Source organism: Frigoribacterium faeni (assembly GCF_011761235.1).
Taxonomy (GTDB): domain Bacteria; phylum Actinomycetota; class Actinomycetes; order Actinomycetales; family Microbacteriaceae; genus Frigoribacterium; species Frigoribacterium faeni_A.
The window spans coordinates 900,683-925,952 of record NZ_JAAOYW010000001.1 but is presented as its reverse complement, the minus strand read 5'-3'; the positions used below and the strand labels follow the sequence as shown (position 1 = coordinate 925,952).

Genomic DNA, 25,270 nt, shown 5'->3' with positions numbered 1-25,270 from the left:
GGGCGGGCCCCCCTGCCCCGCCCGAGAGGACCGTCATGACCGTCAACGTTCTGCCCCCCGCCACCGCCGAGAAGGAATCGGCGCCCGACCCGCACCAGCAGGCGCCGCTCGAGCCGGCGACCCGCAAGAAGCACCGCTCGTTCCTGCCGTACTTCCTGGTCGCGCCCGCGGCCCTGGCCGAGCTGCTCGTCCACATCGTCCCGATGGTGCTGGGCGTCTGGATCGCCTTCATCACGCTCAACCAGCTCAGCATCGCCAACTGGGTCAACGCGCCCTTCGTGGGCCTGCGCAACTTCGTCACGGCCCTCGACCCGAGCTCGCCGATCGCCGGCCAGCTCTACGGGGCCCTCGGCCGCACCCTGCTCTTCACCGTCATCGTCGTCGCCATCGCCTGGAGCATGGGCATGCTCGGCGCGGTGCTGCTCACGAGCTCGTTCAAGGGACGCGGCCTGCTGCGCACCCTGTTCCTCGTGCCGTACGCCCTGCCGTCCTACGTCGGGACGATCGCCTGGGCCTTCATGTTCAACCAGCGCGACGGCGCCATCAACCGGTTCCTCGTCGACGACCTGGGGATCCTCCAGGACCGTCCGTTCTGGCTCCTCGGCGGCAACTCGTTCTGGGCCATCGTCATCGTCACGGCGTGGCAGTTCTGGCCGTTCGCGTTCCTCATGCTGCTGGCCGCGCTGCAGAACATCCCGGGCGACGTCTACGAGGCCGCGAGCCTCGACGGCGCCAGCCTCTGGAAGCAGTTCACGCAGATCACCCTGCCGATGGTCAAGCCGGCCAATGCGGTGCTGCTGCTGATCATGAGCCTGTGGATCTTCAACCAGTTCAACGTGCCCTACGTGCTCTTCGGCCCGGCGTCGCCCGAGCAGGCGACGCTCATCTCGCCGTTGATCTACCAGCAGAGCTTCAACAACTGGAACTTCGGCCTCGGCGGCGCCATGAGCGTGATGCTCCTGGTCGTGCTGCTGATCGCGTCGGCGTTCTACATCCGCATGGTCCTCCCGAAGGGGCAACAGAACGATGATTGAGACACGTGGCTTCAAGGTCTTCCGCTTCTTCGGGCTGGCGTTCCTGTCGCTCGTCGTGATCGTGCCGCTGTACGTGGTGCTCACGACGTCGATCAAGCCGCTGGCCGACGTGCAGGGGCTCTTCACCTGGATCCCCTCGCGCGTCACCCTCGAGCCGTACGTGCAGATCTGGCAGACCGTGCCCCTGGCGTCGTACTTCAAGAACAGCCTGATCGTGACGGTGTCGGCGACGATCCTGTCGGTGGCGATGGCCGTGCTGGCCGCGTACTCGCTGGCCCGCCTGCGGTTCCGGGGGCAGCGCAGCTTCAGCCTGGTCGTGCTGTCGACCCAGATGTTCCCCGGCATCCTGTTCCTGCTGCCGCTGTTCCTCATCTTCGTGCAGATCCAGCGCACGGTCGGGGTGCAGCTCACGGGCAGCTACCTGGGCCTGATCATCACGTACATGACGTTCAGCCTGCCGTTCTCGATCTGGATGCTGACGGGCTACTTCGCCTCGATCCCGAAGGAGCTCGAGGAGGCCTCGATGATCGACGGCACCGGCCGCCTCGGCGCCCTGTTCCGCGTGATCATCCCCGTGGCCAAGCCCGGCATCATCGCCGTCGCGGTCTACGCGTTCATCACGGCCTGGGGCGAGGTGCTCTTCGCCTCGGTGCTCACGAGCAAGGACACCCGCACCCTGTCGATCGGGCTCCGGGCCTACGCGTCGCAGCAGGACGTCTACTGGAACCAGCTGATGGCCGCCTCGGTCGTCGTGTCGCTGCCGGTGCTGATCGGGTTCATGCTCGTGCAGAAGCACCTCATCACCGGCCTGTCCTCCGGCGCCGTCAAGTGACGACGCCGGACCGGGTGCAGTGACGGGATCGCCGTGACCGACGTGGGGGAGGCGCCGCCCGGGACCGCGACCGTGGCGCCCGACCGCAGGCGCGCCTCCTCGGCCACGACCGGGGGAGGCGCGGCCCGGGTCGCGCCCCTCCGCGTCGGCGTCGTGGGCGGCGGCTTCATGGGCCGCGTGCACACCGCCGCCGCGCGGGCCGCGGGGGCCCACGTGGTCGCGGTGGCGTCGTCCGGCCCGGACAGCGCCGCCCGCGCGGCGGACGCCCTCGGCGTCGCCACCGCGCACGAGAGCGTGCAGGACCTGCTCGACGACCCCGGCGTCGACGTCGTGCACGTCTGCGCCCCGAACTCTGTGCACGCCGAGCTGGCCCTCGCCGCGCTGGCCGCGGGCAAGCACGTCGTCTGCGAGAAGCCCCTCGCGGTCTCGGCCGTCGAGGCGGACGCCCTCGTCCGGGCGGCCGCCGCCGCGGGCACGGTCGCCGCGGTGCCCTTCGTCTACCGGTACCACCCGATGGTGCGGGAGGCGCGGGCCAGGGTGGCCTCGGGAGCCACCGGCCGCGTGCTCAGCGTCCGCGGCAGCTACCTGCAGGACTGGCTGCTCGAGGTCGACGACGTCGACTGGCGCGTCGACTCGGCCGCGGGCGGGCCCTCGCGGGCCTTCGCCGACATCGGCAGCCACCTCGTCGACCTGCTCGAGTTCGTGCTCGGCGACCGGATCGCGAGCGTGTCGGCCGTCCTCGACCGCGTCCACGACGTGCGCGGCGGCCGGGCCGTCGACACCGAGGACGAGGCGGGCGTCGTCTTCCGCACGACCGCGGGGGCGATCGGGACCGTCTTCGTGTCGCAGGTGGCGCCGGGACGCAAGAACCGCCTCCTCGTCGACGTCGCCGGCACGGCCGAGAGCCTCGAGTTCTCGCAGGAGGAGCCCGACCGGCTCTGGGTCGGGCGTCGGCTCGGCTCGGTGGTCGTGCCGCGGGACGCCGCGCTGCTCGCCCCCGACGCCGCCCGCCTGTCGACGCTGCCCGCCGGCCACCCGATGGGCTACCTCGACGCCTTCACCGCGTTCGTCCGCGACGTGCACGACGCCGTGCGCGGCGGCGAGCCGGAGGGGCTGCCCCGCTTCGACGACGGTCGCCGGGCCGTCGTCGTCACCGAGAGTGTCCTGCTCGCCGCCGCCGAGCGGCGCTGGGTCGACGTGCCCACGTGAGCGACCGCCGCGTGGGACAGGATGGAGGTGCGCCGGGCTCCGGCGCACCGCCGACGAGAGAGGCACGCATGGGCGAGAGCTCGCACCCCGTCACGCTGTTCACCGGCCAGTGGGCCGACCTGCCGTTCGAGGAGGTCGCGGCGCTCGCCGCGGGGTGGGGCTACGACGGCCTCGAGATCGCCGCGTCGGGCGACCACCTCGACCTCGAGCGGGCCGACGAGGACGACGCGTACCTGCGCAGCCGCCTCGACGTGCTCGACCGCCACGGGCTCGGCGTCTGGGCCATCTCGAACCACCTCACCGGGCAGGCGGTCTGCGACGACCCCATCGACTTCCGGCACCAGGCGATCGTGCGGCCGAGCACGTGGGGCGACGGCGACCCCGAGGGCGTCCGTCGGCGCGCCGCGGAGGACATGAAGCGGGCCGCCCGGGTCGCCCGCCGCATGGGCGTCGACACGGTCGTCGGGTTCACCGGCTCGTCGATCTGGCCCTACGTGGCGATGTTCCCGCCCGTGCCCGAGAGCGTCATCGACGCCGGCTACGAGGACTTCGCCCGCCGCTGGGACCCGATCCTCGACGTGTTCGACGGCGAGGGGGTGCGCTTCGCCCACGAGGTGCACCCGTCCGAGATCGCCTACGACCACTGGACGAGCGTCCGGGCCGTCGAGGCCATCGGGCACCGCGCCTCCTTCGGCTTCAACTGGGACCCGTCGCACATGCTCTGGCAGGGCGTCGACACGATCGGCTTCATCGTCGACTTCGCCGACCGCATCTACCACGTCGACTGCAAGGACACGCGCATCCGCCCGGGCGGCGGCCGGGCCGGCGTGCTCGGCTCGCACCTGCCCTGGGGCGACCCGCGGCGCGGCTGGGACTTCGTCTCGACCGGCCACGGCGACGTCGACTGGGAGTCCGCGTTCCGCACCCTCGACTCGATCGGCTACGACGGCCCGATCTCGATCGAGTGGGAGGACGCCGGCATGGACCGCCTGCACGGTGCGCCCGAGGCGCTGGCGCACGTGCGCTCGCTGCTCTGGCCGCGGCCCGCCGCCTCCTTCGACTCCGCCTTCTCGAACCAGTAGCCCCCGCCCTGCCCCCCGCCCCGCTGCTCTCCCCGTTCAGGAACATCCGTCCTGAGGCGGCGCGAGGCGAGGAGGCGGCGTCCTGAACCGTGCACCGGTCAGGAACCAGCCCGCCCCCGTTCCTGGACGACGAGAAGAGAGACCCCCGTGCCCCGCACCCTCCAGCCCGGACAGACGAGCCGCCTGCTCGTCGTCGACCCTGCCGCCGGCACCGCCGAGGTCGTGCTCGAGAGCGCGACGGTGCTCGTCGAGGCGCCGAACTGGAGCCCCGACGGCCGGTGGCTCGTCGTCAACGCCGACGGGCTGCTCTGGCGCTTGCCCGCCGACGCCCGCGGCGTCGACGAGACCGCCCTCGTGCCGGTGCCGATGGGCGACGTGCCCGAGATCAACAACGACCACGTCGTCGCGCCCGACCAGGGCAGCGTGTTCGTGAGCGGCCGCGACGGCCACCTCTACGAGGTGCCGTGGGACGGCGTCGAGACCGGGGGAGCCGCCCGCCGCGTGACGCGCCCGCACCCCGAGGGCCGCGCCCACAAGAACTACCTGCACGGCGTCTCGCCCGACGGCGCGACGCTCAGCGTCGTCGTCGGCGCCCTGCCCGACCCGGTCGCCGACCCCGGATCCGAGGAGGCGCGGGCCCGGTGGCGGACGAACGTCGCGCTGGTCTCGGTGGCCGACGGCACCGCCACCGACGTCACCGCCGACGGGCACCCCGACGACGGCGCCGAGTTCTCGCCCGACGGGCGGTGGCTGTGGTTCAACTCGGAGCGGGCCTCCGGCGGGGTCGCGGGCCACGCGCAGCTGTTCCGCGTCGGGGTCGACGGCGAGGGGCTCGTGCAGGTGACCGACGACGAGTTCGTCGACTGGTTCCCGCACGTGTCGCCCGACGGGTCGACCCTGCTCTGGCTGGCCTACCCGGCGGGCACCCTCGGCCACCCCGAGGACCACGACGTCGTGCTGCGCACCCTGCCGCTCGGCGCCGACGGGCTGCCGACGCCGGGCGAGCGGCCGCGCGACGTGCTGCGGCTGCTCGGCGGGCAGGGCACCGTCAACGTGCCGTGCTGGGCGCCGGACTCGACGCGCTTCGCCTGCGTCGACTACCCGCGCGGCTGATCGGCACGCGTCGAGCCCGGCCCGGTCGTCACGCGGCGGGCTGCAGCTCGGTCACCGTGCCGCCCGCGATCCGCAGGCGGCGCTGGGCGCGCCGGGCCACGGCCGAGTCGTGGGTGACGATCACGAGCGTGAGCCCGCGGTCGCGCCAGACGGACTCGAGCAGGTCCATGATCTCGTCGCGCGTGGCCTCGTCGAGCGACCCGGTGGGCTCGTCGGCGAGCAGCACCGTCGGCTGCCCGACCAGGGCGCGCGCGATCGCGACCCGCTGCTGCTGGCCCCCGGAGAGCTCGCCCGGCAGGTGGTCCGCCCGCTCCGCGAGCCCGACCGCGGCCAGCGCCTCCGTCGCCCGTGACCGCCGCTCGGCCCGGGGGGTCGACGCGTCGGCGAACGCGGTCTCGACGTTCTCGGCCGCCGTGAGCGTCGGGATCAGGTTGAACCCCTGGAACACGAAGCCGATCTCGCGGGCCCGCACGGCGGCCAGCGCGCGGTCGCCCGCCGTCGAGAGGTCGGCGTCGCCGAGCCGCACGGTGCCGCTCGTCGGCCGGTCGAGCGCGCCGAGCATCTGCAGCAGCGTCGACTTGCCCCCGCCGGTCGGCCCCTGGATCGCGACCATCTGCCCGGCCGGGATCTCGAGGTCGACCCCGTCGAGGGCGGTCACGGTGCGCTTCTTCTGGGCGTAGGTCTTGGTGACGGCGGTGAGCGTGTACATGGGGGAGCTGCCTCCGGAGGCGGTGGTCGGGTGGGTGGTGTCGGTCGCGGTGGTCGGGTGGGTCGCGGCGGCGTCCGCCCCGGTCACGCGACGCTCCGCAGCGCCTCGGCCGGGCGGAGGCGCGACGCGCGCCAGCTGCCCACGGCGCCGGCGAGCAGTCCGCCGACGAGCGCCAGCCCGACGGCGAGCAGCACGACCGAGACCGTCACGGGCGCGTGCAGCACGACGTCCGTCGTGGCCTGCACCATCTGCTGGCCGGGGCCGCCCCCGGTCGGGGCGCCGCCTCCTGCGCCGGCGGCCGCGCCCGCACCGGCGGCTCCCGGCCCGGCCGCCGCGGTGGTCGCCGCCGCGGTCAGGGTCGGCGCGACCGCGTTGACGACGAGCAGGCCGACGAGGCCGACGGCCACGCCGACGAGACCGCCCACGAGGCCCTGCACGAGCGACTCGCCGGCCACCTGGCGGGAGATGCGGCCGTCGCTCCAGCCGAGGGCCTTGAGGGTGCCGAACTCGCGGGTGCGTCGGCCGACGCCGGACACGGTGAACAGGATCGCGATGAGGAACGCCGCGGCGAGCACGATCACCGACAGCCAGGTGCCGAGCTTCGCGACCAGGTCGGAGGCGGTCGACAGCGACCCGGACACGCTCGACGCGAGCTCGGACTGCGTGCTCACCGTGGCGTCGGGCAGCGCCGTCTCGAGGTCCGCCGCGAGGGCGTCGACGTCGCTCGCGCTCGCCGCGGTGACGTACACGTCGCTGACCTGGTCGGTCAGCCCGCTGAGGGCCTGCGCCGGGTCGAGGGGCACGTAGGCGTCGGAGGCGGTGGCCGCGTCGGACGAGGTGGACGCGACGATCCCCACGACCGAGAGGTCGGTGCCGCCGACGGCGAGGGTGTCGCCGACGGCGAGGTCGGCCCCGGTCGCGTACGTCTGGTCGAGCACGACCACGTCGGCGCCGGCGTCGTCCGCGGCGAGGCCGCGGCCGTCGACGACCGACGCGCTGGTCAGCGGACCGACGGCGTCGGCGGCGGGGTCGAGGCCCGTGACCGAGAACTGGTCGACGTCGAACGAGCTGCCGCCGGCGCCGTCGGCACCGCCGGTGGGAGGCGCGGGCGGGGTGCCCGTGCCGGTGCCGTCGCCGGTCGCGCCGTCGGTGCCCGCGCCTCCTGTGCCCTGGGAGAAGTCGGGCAGCGTGCCCGAGAAGGTCGAGGACTGCAGGCTCAGGGTGGCCGTCGCGGCGGAGACGCCGTCGACGCCCTGCACCGTGGCCAGGGCGGACGAGTCGAACGTCGCCGTGCCGCGGGCGGCCGTGAGGGTGCTCTGGGCGACCTCGGTGCTGCCGTCGTCGGTGGTGGTGCCGTCGCCCGAGCCGAAGGCGAACTGCTGGCCGGGCCCGCCGTCGCCGGGCTCGGCGGCCTGGGTGATCGTGATGTCGGTGCCGACGCCGTAGACGGACTGGAGCACGGACGACTGGGCGTTCCGCACGCCGGCCGCGACGCCGCTCACGACGATGACGAGGGCGATGGCGAGGGCGATGCCCGCCGCGACGACGACGGTCTGCCTGCGTCTGTTGCTCAGCTCTCGGAACAGGTAGGTCAGGAACAAGGGGGTCTCCTCGGTGCAGGGGGGATCCGGGGGATCGGGACGGAGGCGACGCTAGGGAGGCGTCCTCGCAGCAGCCGATGGGCCGTCGATGAAGTCCCTATGAGGCATCCGCAGCTGACGCATCGGTGCGGCACAGTCCGTTCATAGGAACCGGCTCGAAGCTGAGTGCGTGACCACGACGACCCCCACCCCCGCACCGGCTCCCCGACTCACCCGGGCCGACGGCTCGCCCCTCCGCGTCCTCGTCGTCGACGACGAGAACAGCCTCACCGACCTCCTCTCGATGGCCCTGCGCTACGAGGGGTGGGACGTCAAGGCCGCCGCCGACGGTCAGGGGGCGCTCGCGCTGGCCCGTGAGTTCCAGCCCGACGCCATCGTGCTCGACTGGATGCTGCCCGACATCGACGGCATCCAGGTGCTGGGCCGGCTGCGTGCCGGCGGCGACGACACGCCCATCCTGTTCCTCACCGCCAAGGACTCCGTCGAGGACAGGGTCTCGGGCCTCACGGCCGGCGGCGACGACTACGTGACGAAGCCGTTCTCCCTCGAGGAGGTCGTCGCGCGGCTGCGCGGGCTCATCCGCCGCTCAGCCTCGGCCGTCAGCGAGGCCGGGGACAGCCGCATCGTCGTGGGCGACCTCGTGCTCGACGAGGAGAGCTACGAGGTGCACCGCGGCGGCCGCGAGGTCGAGCTCACCGCGACCGAGTTCGAGCTGCTGCGGTTCCTGATGCGCAACCCGCGACGGGTGCTGAGCAAGGCGCAGATCCTCGACCGGGTCTGGAGCTACGACTTCGGCGGCAAGTCGAGCGTCGTCGAGATCTACATCTCGTACCTCCGCAAGAAGATCGACGCGGGAGAAGAGGCGATGATCCACACCGTGCGCGGCGTGGGCTACGTCATCAAGCCCACGTCGTGAGCGCGGCCGCTCCCGGCCGGTCCCGCCCGGGCGGGCTCCTCGGGCGCGTGCCCCGCGCCTCCGCCCCCCTCACGCTGCGCAACCGGCTGATCCTCAGCATCGTGGCCATCGTCGTGCTGCTCACCGTCGTCATCGGCACGGTGAGCGTGGTGGCGCTCCGCGGGTCGCTGATGCGCCAGCTCGACGACGACCTCGCGAGCGCGACCGGGCGGGCCGTGGCCGCCGCCTCCGTCGGCGGCTCGTCGGGGCGGCCGAGCCTGAGCCCCGACGCGGACGACCTCGGCGCTCCCCGCCAGGCGCCGGGCACGTTCACCGCCGTGCTCGTCGGCGACGTCGTGCAGCAGGCCTTCACGGTGACCGAGGCCGGCGAGCTCGAGGATCCGCTGACCGACGAGATCACCTCGGCGCTGGCGACCGTGCCCGACGCGGGCGGGCCGGTCACGGTGTCGCTCGGCTCCGACCTCGGCGGCTACCGCGTCGAGGCCGTCCCCGTGACGCTCACGTCGCCGAGCGGCGGCACCGTCTCGTCCGGCTACCTCGTCGTCGGCCTGCCGACCGACAGCGTGACCCGCACGGTCACCGGCATGATCGTGTCGATCGCCCTCGTGACGCTGCTCGGCCTCGTCGTCGCCATCCTCATCGCCTACGCGGTCGTGCGCCGTGCCCTGCTGCCCCTCGAGCGCATGTCCGACACGGCGCTGCGCGTCGCCGAGCTGCCGCTCGACCGCGGCGAGGTCGCCCTCGCCGAACGGGTCGACGACCAGGACACCGACACGCGCACCGAGGTCGGCCGGGTGGGCGCGTCGCTCAACCACATGCTCGGCCACGTCGCGGCGGCGCTGGAGGCGCGGCAGCGGAGCGAGAACAAGGTGCGGCAGTTCGTCGCGGACGCCTCGCACGAGCTGCGCACGCCCCTGGCGTCGGTGCGCGGCTACGCCGAGCTGACGCGCCGGATGGGCGCGGGCCTGCCCGACGACGTGGTCTACGCGATGGGCCGCATCGAGTCGGAGTCGGTGCGCATGACCTCGCTCGTCGAGGACCTGCTGCTGCTCGCCCGCCTCGACGAGGGCCGCGACGTCGTCGTGGCCGACGTCGACCTGACCCGGGTGGTGCTCGACGCGGTCAACGACGCGGCTGTCGCCGACCCGACCCACGACGTCGACGTCGTCCTGCCCGACGAGCCCGTCGTCGTGCCGGGCGACGCCATGCGCCTGCACCAGATCGTCGCCAACCTGCTCACCAACTCGCGCACGCACACGCCCGAGCGCACCCCGGTGCACGTGGGCCTCTCGGTCGACGAGGCGGCGCGCTGCGCCGTCGTCACCGTCGCCGACGAGGGCCCGGGCATCGACCCCGCGGTGCTGCCGGTGCTGTTCGAGCGCTTCGCCCGGGCCGACAGCTCGCGGTCGCGCAAGGCCGGCTCGACCGGGCTCGGGCTCGCCATCGTCGAGGCCGTGGCGCACGCCCACGGGGGCTCCGTCTCGGTCGACAGCAGCGACGCCGGGGCCGTGTTCACCGTGCGGCTGCCCCTCGACCGCGCCTGACGTGCCCCCGGCTGCCGCCGCACCTGCCGCCCCTCCCCGCTCCCGCCGCGCCCGCCCGCCCGCCCCTCCCCGCTCCCGCCCGCCGCCGCACCCGCCCGGGGCTGCCGCCCCTGCGTGCGGCCGCGGCACCTGCGCGCTGCTCATGAACCCCGAAGTGGACGATGCACCCCGTCGTTTCGGGGTTCATCGTCCACTTCGGGGTGCGGGGCGAGCGCGCGCGGGGTGCGGGGCTGGCGCGCGCGGGGTGCGGGGCGGCGTCAGGCCGCGAAGCGGAGGCGCGCGGCCCGCGCCGCCGCCGTCACGCGCCGCGGGTCGACGGGGACGCCAGCCCGGCCCAGCAGCCGGGCCAGCCGACGCGGATCGACCACGTCGCGGTACTCGACGCGCACGACCGTCCGCACGTCGGGCCGTTCGAGCAGCTCGGCCTCACGACGCTTCTCGTCGCGCACCACCTCGGCCGGCGTCCGCCCGCCCCGCAGGGCGGCGTCCGCGTACTTCACGAAGCCGTCGAACTCGAACACGGCCAGGCGGGAGGGATCGTAGAAGTCGCACCGGACGGTGCCCGAGGCGACGACGAACTCGCGCTGCAGCTCGGGAGCCGGGACGCCCAGCTCGTGCAGCGCGACGCGGACCAGCGACTCCCCGCCGTTCTCGGCCCACGGCGACGCGAAGGCGATCGCACGACGGGCGGCCACCTGGCCCGGCCCGTGTCCCTCGCCGACCGCGGCGAGGAGGCGAGCGCGGTGCCGGTCGAGCTCGGCGTCGACCTCGACCCCGGTCCGGTGGCCCCGCGGCAGGACCAGTCGACGGAGCACCGCGTCGACGCACATCACGGCGTCGGCGAACGGCGCGGTCCCGGCGACGTCGACGGCGGTGCGCTCGAGGCCGGTGACCCGGACGCCCGACAGGGCCACCACCTCCTCGTCGCGGAGCGGGCCGGGACGGGTCCGCAGCGTCGGCGTGACCTTCGTCGTCGTCCGACCGGGGTCGACGACGCTGACCCGGTCCGCGGCCTGCCGGACGGCGGGCAGGTCGTGCAGCGCCACGGCGCTCCCGTGCGACGCCACCACGCGGGCGGAGCCGAGCACCACGGCCCGCGTCCGCACGACGAGTCGGCCGCGGGCGTCGAGCGCGCCCCAGACCGGCACCGCCGTGAACACGCCCCGGCGCACCCGGACGACGGCGCCGGCGGCGACGGCCCGGCGGAGGGCGCGGGCCTCGTGCGACTGCGCACCGTGCGTGGCGGCGAAGAGCAACGGGACGGTGAGGGGATCGGGATCTGCCATGCCGCCACGATCGTCGAGGCAGGTCGTCCTGCGGGGGAGCGGGGCGCCTCCTGTGGGCCGAGACGGTCGCGGGCCCGCCTCGGGGGGAGAGGCGAGCCGGGCTCGTCCCCACCCCCGCACCCCGGAGTGGGGGGGGGGGGGGGGGGCGGGGGGGGGGGGGGGGGGCCCGCCCCCCCCCCCCCCCCCCCCCCCCCGGGCGCCCCCCCCCCCCCCGGGTGGGGGGGGGCCCCCCCCCCCACTCCGGGGTGCGAGGGAAGACGCACGGGGCACGGGGACGGGGCGCAGAGACGGGGAGCAGGGGAGGGGCGGTGCGCGGGAGGTGAGGGGCGGGACGACCGCAGGAGGCGCGACTTGCGCGCGCGCGCCTCCTGCGTCTAGTCTGATCCCAGCCCAAGACCGCCGGTTGTCCCTGTCTGCTCGCACTCACGTGCCGACGACAGAGACCGAAGGTTCTCGAGAGAGAGCGACCAGCGCAGGTGTGTGAAGTCGTTCCTCGCTTCTGCGAGATCCAGCTCCGTGCGCCAGCGCCGGAGCTTTTTCCATGCCCCGTCCTCGGACGAGACGTGAGCGAGTGCCCGGGGGCTGCCGGCACACCCACGTTTTAGGAGAGCCATGGCGAACAAGGAAGCATCGGTCGCCGAGCTCACGGAGAACTTCCGTAGCTCGACCGCCGTTCTGCTCACCGAGTACCGCGGTCTCACTGTGGCAGAGCTCAAGGAGCTCCGCACCTCCATCAGTGCAGACGCGACGTACGCCGTGGTGAAGAACACGCTCAGCAAGATCGCGGCGAACAACGCCGGCATCAGCTCGTTCGACGACGAGCTCGTCGGACCTTCTGCGATCGCCTTCGTGCACGGAGACCCTGTCGCCGTCGCCAAGAGCATGCGTGACTTCGCCAAGGCACACCCCGCGCTGATCGTGAAGGGCGGTTACTTCGACGGTAACGCCCTGACCGCGGCCGAGGTCACCAAGCTCGCCGACCTCGAGTCGCGGGAGGTGCTGCTGGGCAAGCTGGCCGGCGCCTTCAAGGCCTCGCTGTTCGGCGCTGCTTACCTGTTCAACGCTCCGCTGTCGCAGGCCGTCCGCACGGTCGAGGCGCTGCGCGCGAAGCAGGAAGCCGACAGCTAACAGCTGTCGCAGCAACCACCACCACTTACAGAACACAACAAGGAGAACACCATGGCGAAGCTCACGCAGGACGAACTGATCGAGGCCTTCAAGGAGCTCACGCTCATCGAGCTCAGCGACTTCGTGAAGAAGTTCGAAGAGGTCTTCGAGGTCACCGCTGCTGCCCCCGTGGCCGCTGCCGGTGCCGCCGGCCCCGCCGCCCCCGCCGAGGAGGTCGAGGAGAAGGACAGCTTCGACGTCGTCCTCGAGGCCGCCGGCGACAAGAAGATCCAGGTCATCAAGGAGGTCCGCGCGCTCACGAGCCTCGGCCTCGGCGAGGCGAAGGCCGTCGTCGACGGTGCCCCCAGCACCGTCCTCGAGGGCGCCAACAAGGAGGCCGCCGAGAAGGCCAAGGCCCAGCTCGAGGCCGCCGGCGCCACCGTCACCCTCAAGTAGTCCCCGGGGCCGCAGGCCCCACGCGACCTCGGTCGCACAGTACGCCGGAGGCGCTGCTCCCCACGGGGAGCGGCGCCTTCGTCGTTCCCGGGGGCGGTGCCCGCCGCACGGCAACGGGCCCGCGAGGCGCGGCGGGCGGTGCTCGCCGCACGGCGACGGGCCCGAGGGCGGCGTCAGCCGCGGGCGACGACCGAGTGGCGGCGTCCGTAGAAGGCGTAGACGGCCACGCCGACGACCATCCACACGGCGAACGCGGCCCAAGTCACCCAGCCGAGCGTCACCATCAGCAGCACGCAGGTCGCGAAGCCGAGCAGCGGCACCACCGGGTACAGCGGCACGCGGAACGTGCGCTCGAGCTCGGGCCGGTTGCGGCGCAGCCAGATCACCGCGAGGTTGACGAGCGCGAACGCGAAGAGCGTGCCGATGCTCGTGGCGTCGGCCAGGGCGCCGAGCGGGATGAACGCCGCCGTCACGGCGACCGCGCCGCCGACGATCAGCGTGCCGGCCACCGGCGTGTGCGTCCGCGGCGACACCCGGCCCAGCACCGACGGCACGAGCCCGTCGCGGGCCATCGACAGGAAGATGCGCGTCTGCCCGTAGAGCACGGTGAGCACGACGGAGGCGATGGCCGCGACGGCCGTCACCGCGAAGAGGAACGCCACCCACGGCTGGCCGGTGATGTCGGCCACGATCGTGACGAGGGTCGCCTCGCCGTCGGTGAAGTCCTGCCACGGCCGTGCGCCGACCGCGGCCACGGCCACCAGGATGTACAGCACCGTGATGATGACGATCGAGGCGACGATCGCCCGGGGCAGGTCCCGCTTGGCGTCCCGCGCCTCCTCGCCGGCGGTGGACGCGGCGTCGAAGCCGATGTACGAGAAGAACAGGCGGGAGGCGGCGGCCGACACCCCTGCCGCGCCCATCGGGGCGAGGGGCTCGAAGTTGCCCGAGCTGAAGGCCGTGAACGCGACGGCGACGAAGAACACCAGCAGGCCGACCTTGACGACGACGAGCACGGTGTTCACCCACGCGCTCTCGCGGGCGCCGGGCACGAGGACGAGCGTGGCGAGCACGACGAGGGCCGCGGCCGGCAGGTTGAGCAGGCCGCCCTCGGCGGGAGGCCCGGCCACGACGTCGGGCAGCGACAGGCCGAAGACCCGCAGCGCCTCGTCGACGTACTGCCCGGCGCCCACCGCGACGGCGGCGACGGACACCGCGTACTCGAGCACGAGGCACCAGCCGCAGACCCAGGCGACGCCCTCGCCGAGGGTCGCGTAGGCGTAGCTGTAGCTCGAGCCGGACACCGGCACGCTGCCGGCCATCTCGGCGTACGAGAGCGCCGACAGCAGGGCGGCGACGCCGGCGAGCACGAAGGCCATCCAGACGGCGGGGCCCGCGAGGGGGACGGCCGTGCCGAGCACGACGAGGATGCCGGTGCCGAGCGTCGCCCCGATGCTGATGGCCGTCAGGTGCCAGACGCCGAGGGTGCGGCGCAGGCCCCGGCCGTCGCCCGCCTCGGCCTCGCGGGCGAACGCCTCGAGCGGCTTGCGACGCAGCAGCTGGGTGCCGAGCGAGGGGCGGGAGGGGGCAGGGGAGAGGTCGTCGTGCACCGCGAGAGGCTATCGGTCGGCCACCCCCGACGGCCAACCGGCCGCGGTCGCAGGCCGTCCGGCCGACCCGGTCGCCCGTCCGGCCGACTCCGCGGGCCGACCGGCCGCGGCCCCTCGCCGACCGGCCGGGTCAGTCGTCGTCGACGTGCAGCCCGAGCTGGCGCACCCGGGCGATCGCCTCGCGTCGGGACGAGGCCTGCAGCTTGCGGTAGATGCTCCGCACGTGGCTCTTCACCGTGTTCACCGAGATGAACAGCTGGCCGCCGATCTGGCCGAGCGTCTGGCCGGTCGCCAGGTGCCGCACGATGACGAGCTCCCGGTCGCTGAGCGGCTCGGCCAACGGGGGCACGCCCGGTCCGTCGACCGAGTGCAGCCGGGCCAGCACGCCCTGGGAGAGGGGCGGCTGCTCGCGCTGCACGGCGCGTGCCACGAGGTGGTCGAGCAGGGGCTCGGGCAGGGTGCGGAACACCCAGGCGGCGCCCGAGGTCCCTGCCTCGAGCAGCGCGCGGTCGAAGGCGATGTCGGCCTGGGCGGTGTCGCCGAGGGCGAGGTGCGAGGCTGCGGCGACGGCGTGCACGTGCCCGACGGTCCGCTCCGAGTGCAGGTCGCCGAGGGCGAGGCAGGGCTCGAGGTCGGCGAGCGCCGCCTGGGCCTCGCCGGTGGACAGGTGGATGAGGGCGAGCACGCGGGCGGGGCACTCGATGTGGCGGTCGCCGGGCGAGAGGGGCTGGGCGAGTCGCCGCGCCTCCTGCGGCTGGCCGAGCTGGAGCATGGTCTCGGCGCGGACCGTCGTGGCGGCCCGGGCGACGACGACCTCGCCCGTGAACCCGCGCACGAGGCGCGAGATGCGGCCGAGGTGGTCGAGCACCTCGATCGAGCGGCCCTGGGCGAGCAGCACGGCCGCCTCGGCGAACCAGCCGAGCGCCTCCCAGTCGCTGCCCCGGGCGGCGAGGTGCACGTCGGCGAGGAGGGCGTCGTGGCCCCCGGGCGACTCGTCGCGCTCGAGCGCGAGGTGCAGCCGGGCGATCCTGCCGAGCGCGCCGAACGAGCTCGTCAGCAGCTCGGTCCCCTCGGCCAGCTCGCCGACGCGCTCGAGGTGCTCGTCGGCGAGCGTGAACTCGCCGAGCAGGACGGCGACGTAGGCGAGCGCCGAGAGGCACTCGACGCGCTCGGCGATGCTGAGGTGCTCCTCGGCGAGGCCGGACGCGAGGCCGAGGGCGAACTGCGCCTGGTCGTACTCGCCGTAGTGCAGCCGGATCAGCCCGATCTGCAGCGAGAAGGAGGCGCTCAGCCCGATGCGCGCCGTGATCGACTCCGAGAGGTCGTTCTCGATGAGGGTGCGCGCGACCTCGAGGTGCTCGTGGGCGACGACGAGGTTGCCCAGGGTGCGCAGGGCGGCGCCGAGGTGCACGTGGTAGCCGGCGCGCACCTCGAGCGAGAGGTCGGGGTCGGCGTCGATGGCCTTGGCCACGCCGCGGAACCACGGCAGGGCGGCGCTGCGCGACCGGGAGCCGACGGAGCGGTAGCTCGCGGCCAGGGCCAGCAGGATGAGCGGCCGGCCGCTCCACTGTTCTTCGGGGGTCGAGCGGACGGCCTCGCGCAGGCGGGCGCCCTGCAGCGGGGCTATCTGCGTCCAGGCCTGCTCGATGGCGTCGAGTGAGGCCCGCGCGTCGGCGGGCTGGAGCTCGACCCCGGTCGGGTCGGGTGATGCATCGTCTAGGGTGCGCACGGTCCTACCTCTGCCGCATCGGGTAGTTCCCCTGTCGGGTAGGGGAATGCGGCGTCAGGGTGTGGTCAGCCACCCTGGACCCAGCATAAATGAGCGTTGTTCCCGTCTGCCCGCCTGCCGGACAGATTGCCCCAGGAGTGGGGGGACACGCCGCGGGCGTAGCCTCGGTGCATGAGCAGGATGGACTCCGTCGCGTCGGGCGGCGGCATGCGGGGCGGCGGCGCAGGAGGCGGTGGTCGGGGGGGATCGGGCGGCGGGGGCGGCGCCCCCGTGGGCGGTCGCGGCGGCCGGGTGTCCAGCGGCGACGCGGCGGCCCAGCGCGCCGCCAACGCGGCGGCCCCGAAGGTGCCCGACCTGCTGCGGCGAATCCGTGGGCTCTTCTCGCCGCACCGTCGTGCGCTCGTCGTCACGGTCGTGCTCGTGCTCGTCGGGGCGGCCGTCAGCGTGGCGCCCCCGCTGCTGACGAAGCAGGCCTTCGACCGCGGCCTGTTCCCCGCGGGCGGGCCGGACGTGCCGGTGCTGCTCGAGCTCGTCGGCGCGATGATCGGCCTCTGGGTGCTCTCGGCCGGGATCGGCGTCTGGCAGACGTACCTCACGGCCACGGTCGGCAACAGCGTCATGGGCGCGCTCCGCATCCGGCTGTTCGGGCACCTGCAGCGCATGGAGCTCGCCTTCTTCACCCGGACGAAGACCGGGGTCATCCAGTCACGACTGCAGAACGACGTCGGCGGCGTGGCCAACGTGCTCAGCAACACGATCTCGAGCGTGCTCGGCAACACGGTCACCGTCATCGCGGCGTTCGTGTCGATGCTCGTGCTCAGCTGGCAGATGACCGTCGTCACGGTCGTCCTGCTGCCGCTGCTCGTCGTCGCCCAGCGCCGCGTCGGCCAGGTCAGGGCGCGCATCGCCACGAAGACGCAGGAGTCGCTGTCGGACATGACGGCGATCACCCAGGAGGCCCTGAGCGTCAGCGGCATCCTGCTCGCCAAGAGCTTCAACCAGCAGCGCAGCGAGGTCGAGCGCTACTCGGCCGAGAACCGCACCCAGATCGGGCTGCAGGTGCGCCAGCAGATGAGCGGGCAGTGGTTCTTCGCCGTCGTGCAGATCTTCCTCTCGGTCATCCCGGCCCTGATCTACCTCGTGGCCGCCTGGCTCATCCTGCGCGACGTGCCCGTCACGGCCGGCACCATCGTGGCCTTCACCACGGTGCAGGCGCGACTGACGTTCCCGCTGATGGGGCTCCTCCGGGTGGCCCTCGACCTGCAGACCTCGGGGGCGCTCTTCGCCCGCATCTTCGAGTACCTCGACCTGCGCCCCGCGATCACCGACAGCGGGGGGTCGCGTCCCGTCGACGAGGCGCAGCTCGGCCGCGTCGAGTTCGACGAGGTCGAGTTCGCCTACCCCGACGCCGAGCCCGGCCAGCGCACCCTGCGCGGGGTCTCGTTCGACATCGAGCCCGGCCAGTTCGCGGCGTTCGTCGGGCCGAGCGGCGCGGGCAAGACCACGGTGTCGTACCTCATCCCGCGGTTCTACGAGGCGACGGGCGGCAGCGTCCGGTTCGCCGGCACCGACGTCCGCGACCTGCGGCAGGAGTCGCTGATCGAGAACATCGGGATCGTCAGCCAGGAGACCTACCTGTTCCACGCCACCATCGGCGACAACCTGCGGTACGCGCGGCCCGACGCCACGGACGAGCAGCTGTTCGAGGCGGCACGGCAGGCCAACATCCACGAGACCATCGCGTCGTTCCCCGACGGCTACGACACGGTCGTCGGCGAGCGGGGCTACCGCCTGTCGGGCGGCGAGAAGCAGCGCATCGCGATCGCGCGCGTGCTGCTGAAGGACCCGGCGGTGCTCGTGCTCGACGAGGCGACGAGCGCGCTCGACACCGTGTCCGAGCGGGTCGTGCAGGAGGCGCTGGACACGGCCGCGAGGGGGCGTACGACGATCGCCATCGCCCACCGCCTCTCGACGGTGCGCCACGCGGACGTCGTCTTCGTCGTCGCGGCCGGCCGCATCGTCGAGCGCGGCACGCACGACGAGCTCGTCGCCCTCGGCGGCGTGTACGCCGACCTCTACGGGCAGCAGGTGGCCTCGACGACGTGACGGGCGCCTCCTCGGCGGCTCGGGACTCGCTCGGGGGACATCGCGTGTGACGAACTCGTGACGGATCGTGCACGGGGTGGCGCCCTCGTGGTATCCCTGGGGGACGAGTTGAGACTGCGTCAGGTCGCCAGCGCGACCGACGCCGGGGGAACGGGGCCACGCGTGTCGACCAGCAGCACCGACGAGACCACCACGACACGACGCCGCTCGCCGCTGCGGGCCCTCGGCCGGGGCTCGCTCGACATCCAGTCGACCCTGCTCGTCATGCTGCTCGCCGTGAGCTTCCTCGCGGCGATCGTCATCGGCGCCGTCGGCTACGTGAACGGCCGCGACTCGCTCCGCGCGGCGGCCTTCGACCAGGTCACGAGCATCCGCGAGTCGCGGGCCCGCGACGTCGAGCGCACCCTCGCGGGTGTGCAGCAGGCCGTGGTGCTCGACAGCCGCAACGACAGCGCGCTCAGCGCCTCGGCCGAGTTCAACGCGGGCTTCGCGGCCCTCGACGCGCAGCCCGTCGACGACGCGCGCCGTCAGGCCGTCGTCGACTACTACGCCGACACCTTCGTGCCCCGCCTCGACGAGGCCACGGGCAGCCAGACCGACCCGTCGCTGCTCGAGCCGACGTCTGCGGCGCAGACCTACCTGCAGTCGCTCTACACGGTGCCCTTCGACGACGACTTCGACGCCTCGCTCGCCCTCGACACGGCCGACGACGGCAGCGCCTGGTCGCAGGCCAGGGCCGCGCACCACGACTACTTCCGCGAGATGGTCGACCAGCTCGGCTACGAGGACGTGCTGCTGCTCGACCTCGACGGGAACGTCGTCTACTCGGCGTACTCGGGCGTCGACCTCGGCACGAACGTCGAGGACGGCCCGTACTCGCGGACGGCGCTCGCCGACGTCTGGGCCACGGCCCTCGAGTCGAACACGGTCGACTCGTCGTTCACCACGGACTTCCAGCCGTACGCCCCCTCGCTCGGCGTGCCCACGGCCTGGATCGCGTCCCCGGTGGGGTCGGGGGCCGACGTGACGGGCGTGCTCGCGGTGCAGGTGCCCACCGACACCATCGACTCGGTGATGACCGGCGACGAGGGCTGGGCCGACCAGGGGCTCGGCTCGACCGGCGAGGCCTACCTCGCGGGGCCGGACGAGACGATGCGCTCGACGTCGCGCGAGCTGATCCAGCGGCCCGAGGACTTCGCCGACGACGCCGTGGCGCAGGGCACGTCGACCGACGTCGTCGAGCGGCAGGTCGCCACGGGCAGCTCGGTGCTGCTGCAGCCCGTCGCGACGACCGCCGTCGAGGCCGCGCTGCAGGGACGCACCGGCACCACGGTGAACCGGGACTACCTCGGGAACGAGGTGCTCGCCGCCTACGCGCCGATCGACGTCGACGGCCTCGACTGGGTCATCGTCGCCAAGGTCGACACCTCGGAGGCGTTCGCCCCGGTCGACGTCTTCACCCGGAACCTGCTGCTGTCGACGGCGGCGATCATCCTCGTCGTCTCGCTGCTCTCGCTGCTGCTCGCGCAGGTGTTCGTGCGACCGGTGCGCCGCCTCCAGGGCGCCGTCAACCGGGTCAGCGGCGGCGAGATCGGCGTCGAGGTGCCGGTCAGGGGACACGACGAGTTCAGCGAGCTGGGCACCGCCTTCAACGACATGAGCCGCAGCCTGAAGGTCAAGCAGGACCTGATCGACGAGCAGCGACGCGAGAACGACCGCCTGCTGCTGACCCTCATGCCGGAGGCGCTGGCCAAGCGCTACAAGGAGGGCGAGGAGACGATCGCCGAGGACCACACCGACGTGGCCGTGGTCTACGCGGACGTCGTCGGGTTCGACGACTTCAGCCGCGGCCTCCGCACGGGCGAGACGCTCGCGTTGCTCGACGGCCTCTGGCGGTCGTTCGACGAGGCCGCCGAGCGTCTCGGCGTCGAGAAGGTGCGCAGCAGCCAGCGCGGCTACCTGGCCAGCTGCGGCCTGGCCGTGCCTCGCATCGACAACGCCCGGCGCGTGGTCGACTTCACGCTCGAGCTGCAGTCGATCATCGAGCGCTTCAACGCGACGAACGGGTCGCGCGTCGCGCTCCGGGCCGGCCTCGACACCGGGGAGGTGACGAGCGGTCTCGTCGGGCGCACGAGCATGGTCTACGACATGTGGGGCGACGCCGTCACCCTGGCCCACCGGGTGCAGGACGTCTCGTCGCAGGCGGGCATCTACGCGACCGAACGCGTCGTGCAGAAGATCGGCGACGCGGTCCCGGCGACCGACTCGGGCACCGTGACCACCCAGACGGGCGAGCAGCGCGTCTACCGCCTCGAGCGGCCGGCCGCCTGATGACCCCGCTCTGGCAGCAGCCCTGGTTCGGGCCCGTCCTCGCCGTGGTGGTGGGTCTGCCGGTGCTGCTCATCGTGCTCACCGAGGTCGCGAGCGGACTGCAGCGGCGGGGCTCCCCGGCCGCGCGCGTCGTCCGGCTGCTGCGCACCTACGTCGTGCCGACGGCCGCGGTCGCGGTGCTGCTCGCCCAGGTGACCCTCGCGGTCGACTCGGACGACTTCACCTGGACGCGCGTCGCGGCGACCGCCTTCGGGTTCCTCGTCATCGTGGCCGTGCTGAACGCGGTGAACCTCGCGCTCTTCACCAACGCCGAGAAGGGCAGCTGGCGCGACCGCCTCCCGTCGATCTTCGTCGACATCGGCCGGATCGTGCTCATCGCCATCGGGCTGGCCGTGTTGTTCAGCACGGTGTGGGGCACCGACGTCGCCGGGCTGTTCACCGCCCTCGGCGTCACCTCGATCGTGCTCGGCCTCGCCCTGCAGGGCGCCGTCGGCAGCGTCGTCTCCGGCCTGCTGCTGCTCTTCGAGCAGCCGTTCCGGCTCGGCGACTGGCTCGACGCCGGCGGCGTCCGGGGGCGGGTGGTCCAGGTCAACTGGCGGGCCGTGCACATCGACACGGGCAACGGCGTGCAGATCACGCCGAACGCCGCGCTCGCCGGCTCGTCGTTCACGAACCTCAGCCGGGGCGACGGCAGCTACACCGTCACAGCGCCGGTCACCTTCACCACCGACGACGCCCCCGCCGAGGTGGTCGGGCTGCTGCAGCGGGTCGCGGGCGGCCTGCCCGAGCTCTGGCCGGGCACGTCGCCCGTCGCCGTGCCGCTGGGCGGCGCGGCCTACGAGGTCTCGTACGAGGTGCGCGGACCCGCCCAGGAGGCGTCGTCTCTGGCGACCCTGCGCGGCTGGCTCTGGTACGCCGCACGCCGCGCGGGCCTCGGCCTCGACGGCGACACCACCGACGCGTTCCCCACGCCGGAGCGCGTCGAGCAGGCCGTGGCGGCCGTCGCGCCGACCCTGCAGCTGACCAGCGACGACGTCCCGGCGCTCGTGCCGTCGGTGCGGCTCGAGCGGTACGCGGCGGGCGAGGTCCTGCTGCCGCTCGGCGTCGTGCCCGAGGCGCTGCGGTTCGTGCTGAGCGGCGCCGTGGCGCTCGGCGTGCCCCGGCCGGACGGGGCCGTGCTGCCCGTGACGCGCGTCGAGCAGGGCGACTTCGTCGGCCAGACCGCCCTCACGCGCGAGCCCACGACCACCCGGGCCGTGGCGGTCTCGGAGGTCGCGGTGCTCGTCGTCCCCGGCGACACGCTCGACGCCCTGGTCCGGGCGCGGCCGCGGCTGGCCCGCGAGCTCGGCCAGGTCATCGACCGCCGACGGGCTGCCGCGCGGGACGTCGTCGAGGCGGCCGGCGGGGCGCCGACGGGGCTGGGTCGCCTGGGGGCCTGAGCGAGGGCGAGGCGACCGGTGCTCGTCGCCGGCGCCGCGCCTCCTCGACTGTGTGCCCCGCTCAGCCGCGCAGCGCGAGCATGGCCCGCATCGCGTCGACGTCGCTGCGCTGGGTCGCGATCATGCCGGTGGCGAAGGCGTCGACCTGCGGGTCGTCGCTGCGCGCGAGCACGGCCTCCGCCATCTCGATGCCGCCGAGGTGGTGGTCGATCATGAGCGTCAGGTAGAGCCGTTCGGCGTCGACGCCGTCGGCCGCGCGCAGCCGCGCCATCTGCTCGGGGCTGGCGAGCCCGGGCATCGGGTCGCCCGGCACGTGGCTCGGCGCGGGCGAGCCGGACGTGCCGCCGCCGTGCTCGTGGCCCGAGAGCTGGCCGTCGAGCGTCGGCTGCGTCATCCACGTCATGGTCGGCTGCGAGGGGGCCTGCGGCACGCCCCACACCTCGAGCCAGGCGTACATCTGGCCCGCCTGCTGCGACTGGGTCGCCGCGATGTCGTAGGCGATGGTGCGCACGTCGTCCGAGGTCGACCGGTCGCGGACGGCGAACGACATCTCGACCGCCTGCTCGTGGTGCACCTGCATGTCGCGGGCGAAGCCGGCCTCGACGCTGTTCGTGCCGGGCACGACGGGGGCCGACGAGGTGAGGCGGCCCACGGCGACGCCCGTGCCGAGCACGAGCAGCAGCGCCACGGCGGCGGCCAGCACCAGCCGCAGACGACGACCCGAGGAGGCGCCCGTCGCGCCCGCCTCGGCCGTCACGTCGTCGAGGTCGTCCGTCACGACACCTTGCCGGGGCCGTCGACGCCGTTCGTGCAGGGGGCGCCGGGCTCGGGGGCGTCCGACGACTTCCAGTACTTCGTGACGAAGTCGGAGACGGCGTCGTCCTCGGGATCGTCGAAGGCCAGCTGGGCACCCCAGGCGCTGACGGCCATGGGGGAGTCCATGCCCTCGTAGGGCGACACGACCGAGTAGGTGGACGGGGCGAGGTCGGTGATCTGCTCGATCTGCTCGTCGGTGACCTGGGCCGGGTCGTAGGTGAACCAGATGGCGCCGTGCTCGAGGTCGTGCACCGCGTTCTCGTTCGGCACGGGCTCGGTGTAGACGCCGCAGTTCATCCAGACGGCGGCGTGGTCGCCGCCGGCCGGGGGAGTCATCTCGTAGTCGACGGTGCCCTGGACGTGGTTCGCGGTGAGGTCGTCCCAGGTCTGCACGCCGGCGACGTCGATGTCGCCGCGGTCGGCCCGGGGCGTGCCGCTCGTCACCACGACGGTGACGATGAGCGCGATCGCCGCGGCGCCCGCCACGGAGGCGGTGACGATGCCGATGGTCCGGTTGCGCTTCGACCTGGCCTGCTCGCGCTTGAGCGCGGCGACCTTCTCCTGCCGGCGCGCGTCCCGCTGCTGCTTGACGGTCATCGAGCTCGGGTCGGGCGTCGCGCCCTTGTTCTTCTTCTCGCTGCTGGCCACGGGTGGGTCCTCTGGTGTCGGGGATCTCGGGGTCTGACGGTGCCCGCTCAGTCTGCCTCGTCGGCGCGTCCGGGGGGAGAGCGCGCGCCGTGCGGCGGCGGACATCGTGGATGTGTCACCGATTTGTCCCACACATGTCTGGGAAGCCCGTCACAGCCGGCTCGACGTCGAGCGGCCGTCGCGAGCGGCGGCCGGACTCGCCCCGTCACACGACGGGGCCGCCGGTAGACTCGGGTGGGCAGGGAGACGAGTCCCCGCACCCCCGCCCGACACCCGGTCCGCGCGCCCCACGACGGCGCCGGACTCGACCGGGACAGCCGTGAAGGAGCACCCGTGAAGTACGCCGAGACAGTCCTCGACCTGGTGGGCGACACCCCGCTCGTCAAGCTCAACAAGGTCACCGAGGGCATAACGGCCACGGTGCTGGTCAAGGTCGAGTACCTCAACCCCGGCGGCTCGTCGAAGGACAGGATCGCGACCCGCATCGTCGACGCCGCCGAGCGCGACGGCCTGCTGCTCCCCGGCGGCACGATCGTCGAGCCGACGAGCGGCAACACCGGCGTCGGCCTGGCGCTGGTCGCCCAGCAGCGCGGCTACCGCTGCGTCTTCGTGCTGCCCGACAAGGTCGGCGACGACAAGCGCAACGTGCTCAAGGCCTACGGTGCCGAGATCGTCGTCACCCCGACGGCCGTCGAGCCGTCGAGCCCCGAGTCGTACTACAGCGTCAGCGACCGCCTCGTCCGCGAGATCCCCGGTGCGTTCAAGCCGAACCAGTACGCCAACCCCGCCGGGCCGCAGAGCCACTACGAGACGACCGGGCCCGAGATCTGGCGCGACACCGACGGCCGCGTGACGCACTTCGTCGCGGGCGTCGGCACCGGCGGCACCATCAGCGGCACCGGCCGCTACCTCAAGGAGGTGTCCGGCGGCAGCGTGCAGATCATCGGCGCCGACCCCGAGGGCAGCGTCTACAGCGGCGGCACCGGCCGCCCGTACCTCGTCGAGGGCGTCGGCGAGGACTTCTGGCCGTCGGCCTACGACCCGAGCGTCGTCGACCGCATCATCGCCGCCTCCGACGCCCGCTCGTTCGAGCTGACCCGACGCCTCGCCCGCGAGGAGGGACTGCTCGTCGGCGGCTCGTCCGGCCTCGCCGTCGCCGCTGCCCTCGACGTCGCCCGCGAGCTCGGCCCGGACGACGTCGTCGTCGTGCTGCTGCCCGACGGCGGCCGCGGCTACCTCGGCAAGATCTTCAACGACGCGTGGATGCGCTCGTACGGCTTCGCCGACAAGGTCGACGAGCGCACCGTGCGCGACCTGCTCGCCTCGAAGACGGGCGCGCTGCCCGACCTGGTGCACGCCCACCCGTCCGACACCCTGCACGACGTCATCGACATCATGACGACGTACGGCGTCTCGCAGATGCCCGTCCTCTCCGCCGAGCCGCCCGTCGTCATCGGCGAGGTCGTCGGCGCCGTCGAGGAGAAGACGCTGCTCGAGGCCGTCTTCGCCGGGGGAGCGAGCATGGGCGACGCCCTGTCGACCGTCGTCGGCGCCCCGCTGCCGCTGATCGGCATCAACGACTCCGTGGCCGTGGCGCGCACCGCGCTCGAGACGACGGACGCGCTGCTCGTCACCGACGACGGCAAGCCCGCCGGCGTGGTCACCCGGCACGACGTGCTGGCGTTCCTCTCCTCCTGACCCG

20 protein-coding genes are annotated in these 25,270 nt (G+C 73.4%); 13 read left to right on the top strand and 7 right to left on the bottom strand.

Features of this window, described 5'->3' with window-relative positions; genetic code table 11:
* Positions 1–35: 35 nt before the first annotated feature.
* From FHR78_RS04215 to FHR78_RS04195, 5 genes are all read left to right on the top strand, one after another.
* Positions 36–1,034, top strand: coding sequence for a carbohydrate ABC transporter permease (locus FHR78_RS04215; RefSeq protein WP_166759221.1), 999 nt, complete (start codon positions 36–38; stop codon positions 1,032–1,034).
* A complete protein-coding gene (locus FHR78_RS04210; RefSeq protein ID WP_166759220.1) occupies positions 1,027–1,866 on the top strand; it encodes a carbohydrate ABC transporter permease in 840 nt (279 codons plus the stop codon). Before FHR78_RS04215 ends, FHR78_RS04210 begins: the two co-directional genes overlap by 8 nt.
* 42 nt (positions 1,867–1,908) lie before the next feature.
* Positions 1,909–3,075: a Gfo/Idh/MocA family protein gene (locus tag FHR78_RS04205; protein WP_432207141.1), complete on the top strand. Its 1,167-nt coding sequence runs from the start codon at positions 1,909–1,911 to the stop codon at positions 3,073–3,075.
* 68 nt (positions 3,076–3,143) lie between these two features.
* Positions 3,144–4,157, top strand: coding sequence for a sugar phosphate isomerase/epimerase family protein (locus tag FHR78_RS04200; RefSeq protein WP_166759219.1), 1,014 nt, complete (start codon positions 3,144–3,146; stop codon positions 4,155–4,157).
* Positions 4,158–4,304: 147 nt separating this feature from the next.
* The gene (locus FHR78_RS04195; protein ID WP_166759218.1) at positions 4,305–5,270 is read left to right on the top strand and encodes a PD40 domain-containing protein; all 966 of its coding nucleotides are present in this window, start codon (positions 4,305–4,307) and stop codon (positions 5,268–5,270) included.
* 28 nt (positions 5,271–5,298) lie between these two features.
* On the opposite strand, the gene FHR78_RS04190 is transcribed toward FHR78_RS04195, so the two are convergent.
* Positions 5,299–5,979, bottom strand: a complete 681-nt coding sequence (locus tag FHR78_RS04190; protein ID WP_166759697.1) for an ABC transporter ATP-binding protein — start codon at positions 5,977–5,979, stop codon at positions 5,299–5,301.
* Between the two features lie 83 nt (positions 5,980–6,062).
* The gene (locus FHR78_RS04185; RefSeq protein ID WP_166759217.1) at positions 6,063–7,580 is read right to left on the bottom strand and encodes an ABC transporter permease; all 1,518 of its coding nucleotides are present in this window, start codon (positions 7,578–7,580) and stop codon (positions 6,063–6,065) included.
* 169 nt (positions 7,581–7,749) lie between these two features.
* Here FHR78_RS04185 and FHR78_RS04180 point away from each other — a divergent pair, with 169 nt between their 5' ends.
* Both FHR78_RS04180 and FHR78_RS15550 read left to right on the top strand, forming a co-directional pair.
* Complete coding sequence (locus FHR78_RS04180) at positions 7,750–8,496, top strand: response regulator (protein ID WP_166759216.1); 747 nt, start codon at positions 7,750–7,752, stop codon at positions 8,494–8,496.
* Positions 8,493–10,040: a sensor histidine kinase gene (locus tag FHR78_RS15550; protein WP_347878040.1), complete on the top strand. Its 1,548-nt coding sequence runs from the start codon at positions 8,493–8,495 to the stop codon at positions 10,038–10,040. Before FHR78_RS04180 ends, FHR78_RS15550 begins: the two co-directional genes overlap by 4 nt.
* A gap of 257 nt (positions 10,041–10,297) precedes the next feature.
* Here the strand turns inward: FHR78_RS15550 and FHR78_RS04170 are convergent, their stop codons facing one another.
* Positions 10,298–11,326: a hypothetical protein gene (locus FHR78_RS04170; RefSeq protein WP_166759215.1), complete on the bottom strand. Its 1,029-nt coding sequence runs from the start codon at positions 11,324–11,326 to the stop codon at positions 10,298–10,300.
* Between the two features lie 612 nt (positions 11,327–11,938).
* On the opposite strand from FHR78_RS04170, the gene rplJ reads away from it, so the two are divergent.
* Positions 11,939–12,454, top strand: a complete 516-nt coding sequence (gene rplJ, locus FHR78_RS04165; protein WP_166759214.1) for a 50S ribosomal protein L10 — start codon at positions 11,939–11,941, stop codon at positions 12,452–12,454.
* A gap of 51 nt (positions 12,455–12,505) precedes the next feature.
* The gene (gene rplL / locus FHR78_RS04160) at positions 12,506–12,889 is read left to right on the top strand and encodes a 50S ribosomal protein L7/L12 (protein WP_166759213.1); all 384 of its coding nucleotides are present in this window, start codon (positions 12,506–12,508) and stop codon (positions 12,887–12,889) included.
* A gap of 173 nt (positions 12,890–13,062) precedes the next feature.
* Here the strand turns inward: rplL and FHR78_RS04155 are convergent, their stop codons facing one another.
* Positions 13,063–14,499, bottom strand: coding sequence for an amino acid permease (locus tag FHR78_RS04155; protein ID WP_166759212.1), 1,437 nt, complete (start codon positions 14,497–14,499; stop codon positions 13,063–13,065).
* Positions 14,500–14,629: 130 nt separating this feature from the next.
* Positions 14,630–16,228, bottom strand: a complete 1,599-nt coding sequence (locus FHR78_RS15545; RefSeq protein ID WP_166759211.1) for a LuxR C-terminal-related transcriptional regulator — start codon at positions 16,226–16,228, stop codon at positions 14,630–14,632.
* Positions 16,229–16,408: 180 nt separating this feature from the next.
* On the opposite strand from FHR78_RS15545, the gene FHR78_RS04145 reads away from it, so the two are divergent.
* The 3 genes from FHR78_RS04145 to FHR78_RS04135 all read left to right on the top strand — a co-directional run bounded on the left by FHR78_RS04145 (position 16,409) and on the right by FHR78_RS04135 (position 22,104).
* The gene (locus FHR78_RS04145) at positions 16,409–18,334 is read left to right on the top strand and encodes an ABC transporter ATP-binding protein (RefSeq protein ID WP_166759695.1); all 1,926 of its coding nucleotides are present in this window, start codon (positions 16,409–16,411) and stop codon (positions 18,332–18,334) included.
* A 162-nt stretch (positions 18,335–18,496) separates the two neighbouring features.
* Positions 18,497–20,665: an adenylate/guanylate cyclase domain-containing protein gene (locus tag FHR78_RS15540; RefSeq protein ID WP_166759210.1), complete on the top strand. Its 2,169-nt coding sequence runs from the start codon at positions 18,497–18,499 to the stop codon at positions 20,663–20,665.
* A complete protein-coding gene (locus FHR78_RS04135; RefSeq protein ID WP_166759209.1) occupies positions 20,665–22,104 on the top strand; it encodes a mechanosensitive ion channel domain-containing protein in 1,440 nt (479 codons plus the stop codon). Before FHR78_RS15540 ends, FHR78_RS04135 begins: the two co-directional genes overlap by 1 nt.
* Positions 22,105–22,165: 61 nt before the next feature.
* Here the strand turns inward: FHR78_RS04135 and FHR78_RS04130 are convergent, their stop codons facing one another.
* Positions 22,166–22,882: a DUF305 domain-containing protein gene (locus FHR78_RS04130; RefSeq protein WP_347878039.1), complete on the bottom strand. Its 717-nt coding sequence runs from the start codon at positions 22,880–22,882 to the stop codon at positions 22,166–22,168.
* Positions 22,879–23,568, bottom strand: coding sequence for a DUF3105 domain-containing protein (locus FHR78_RS15345; RefSeq protein ID WP_208392750.1), 690 nt, complete (start codon positions 23,566–23,568; stop codon positions 22,879–22,881). Before FHR78_RS15345 ends, FHR78_RS04130 begins: the two co-directional genes overlap by 4 nt.
* Positions 23,569–23,901: 333 nt before the next feature.
* Here FHR78_RS15345 and FHR78_RS04120 point away from each other — a divergent pair, with 333 nt between their 5' ends.
* Positions 23,902–25,266 carry a cystathionine beta-synthase gene (locus FHR78_RS04120; protein WP_166759208.1) on the top strand — a complete coding sequence of 455 codons (1,365 nt, stop codon included), beginning with the start codon at positions 23,902–23,904 and terminating at the stop codon, positions 25,264–25,266.
* Positions 25,267–25,270: the final 4 nt, after the last annotated feature.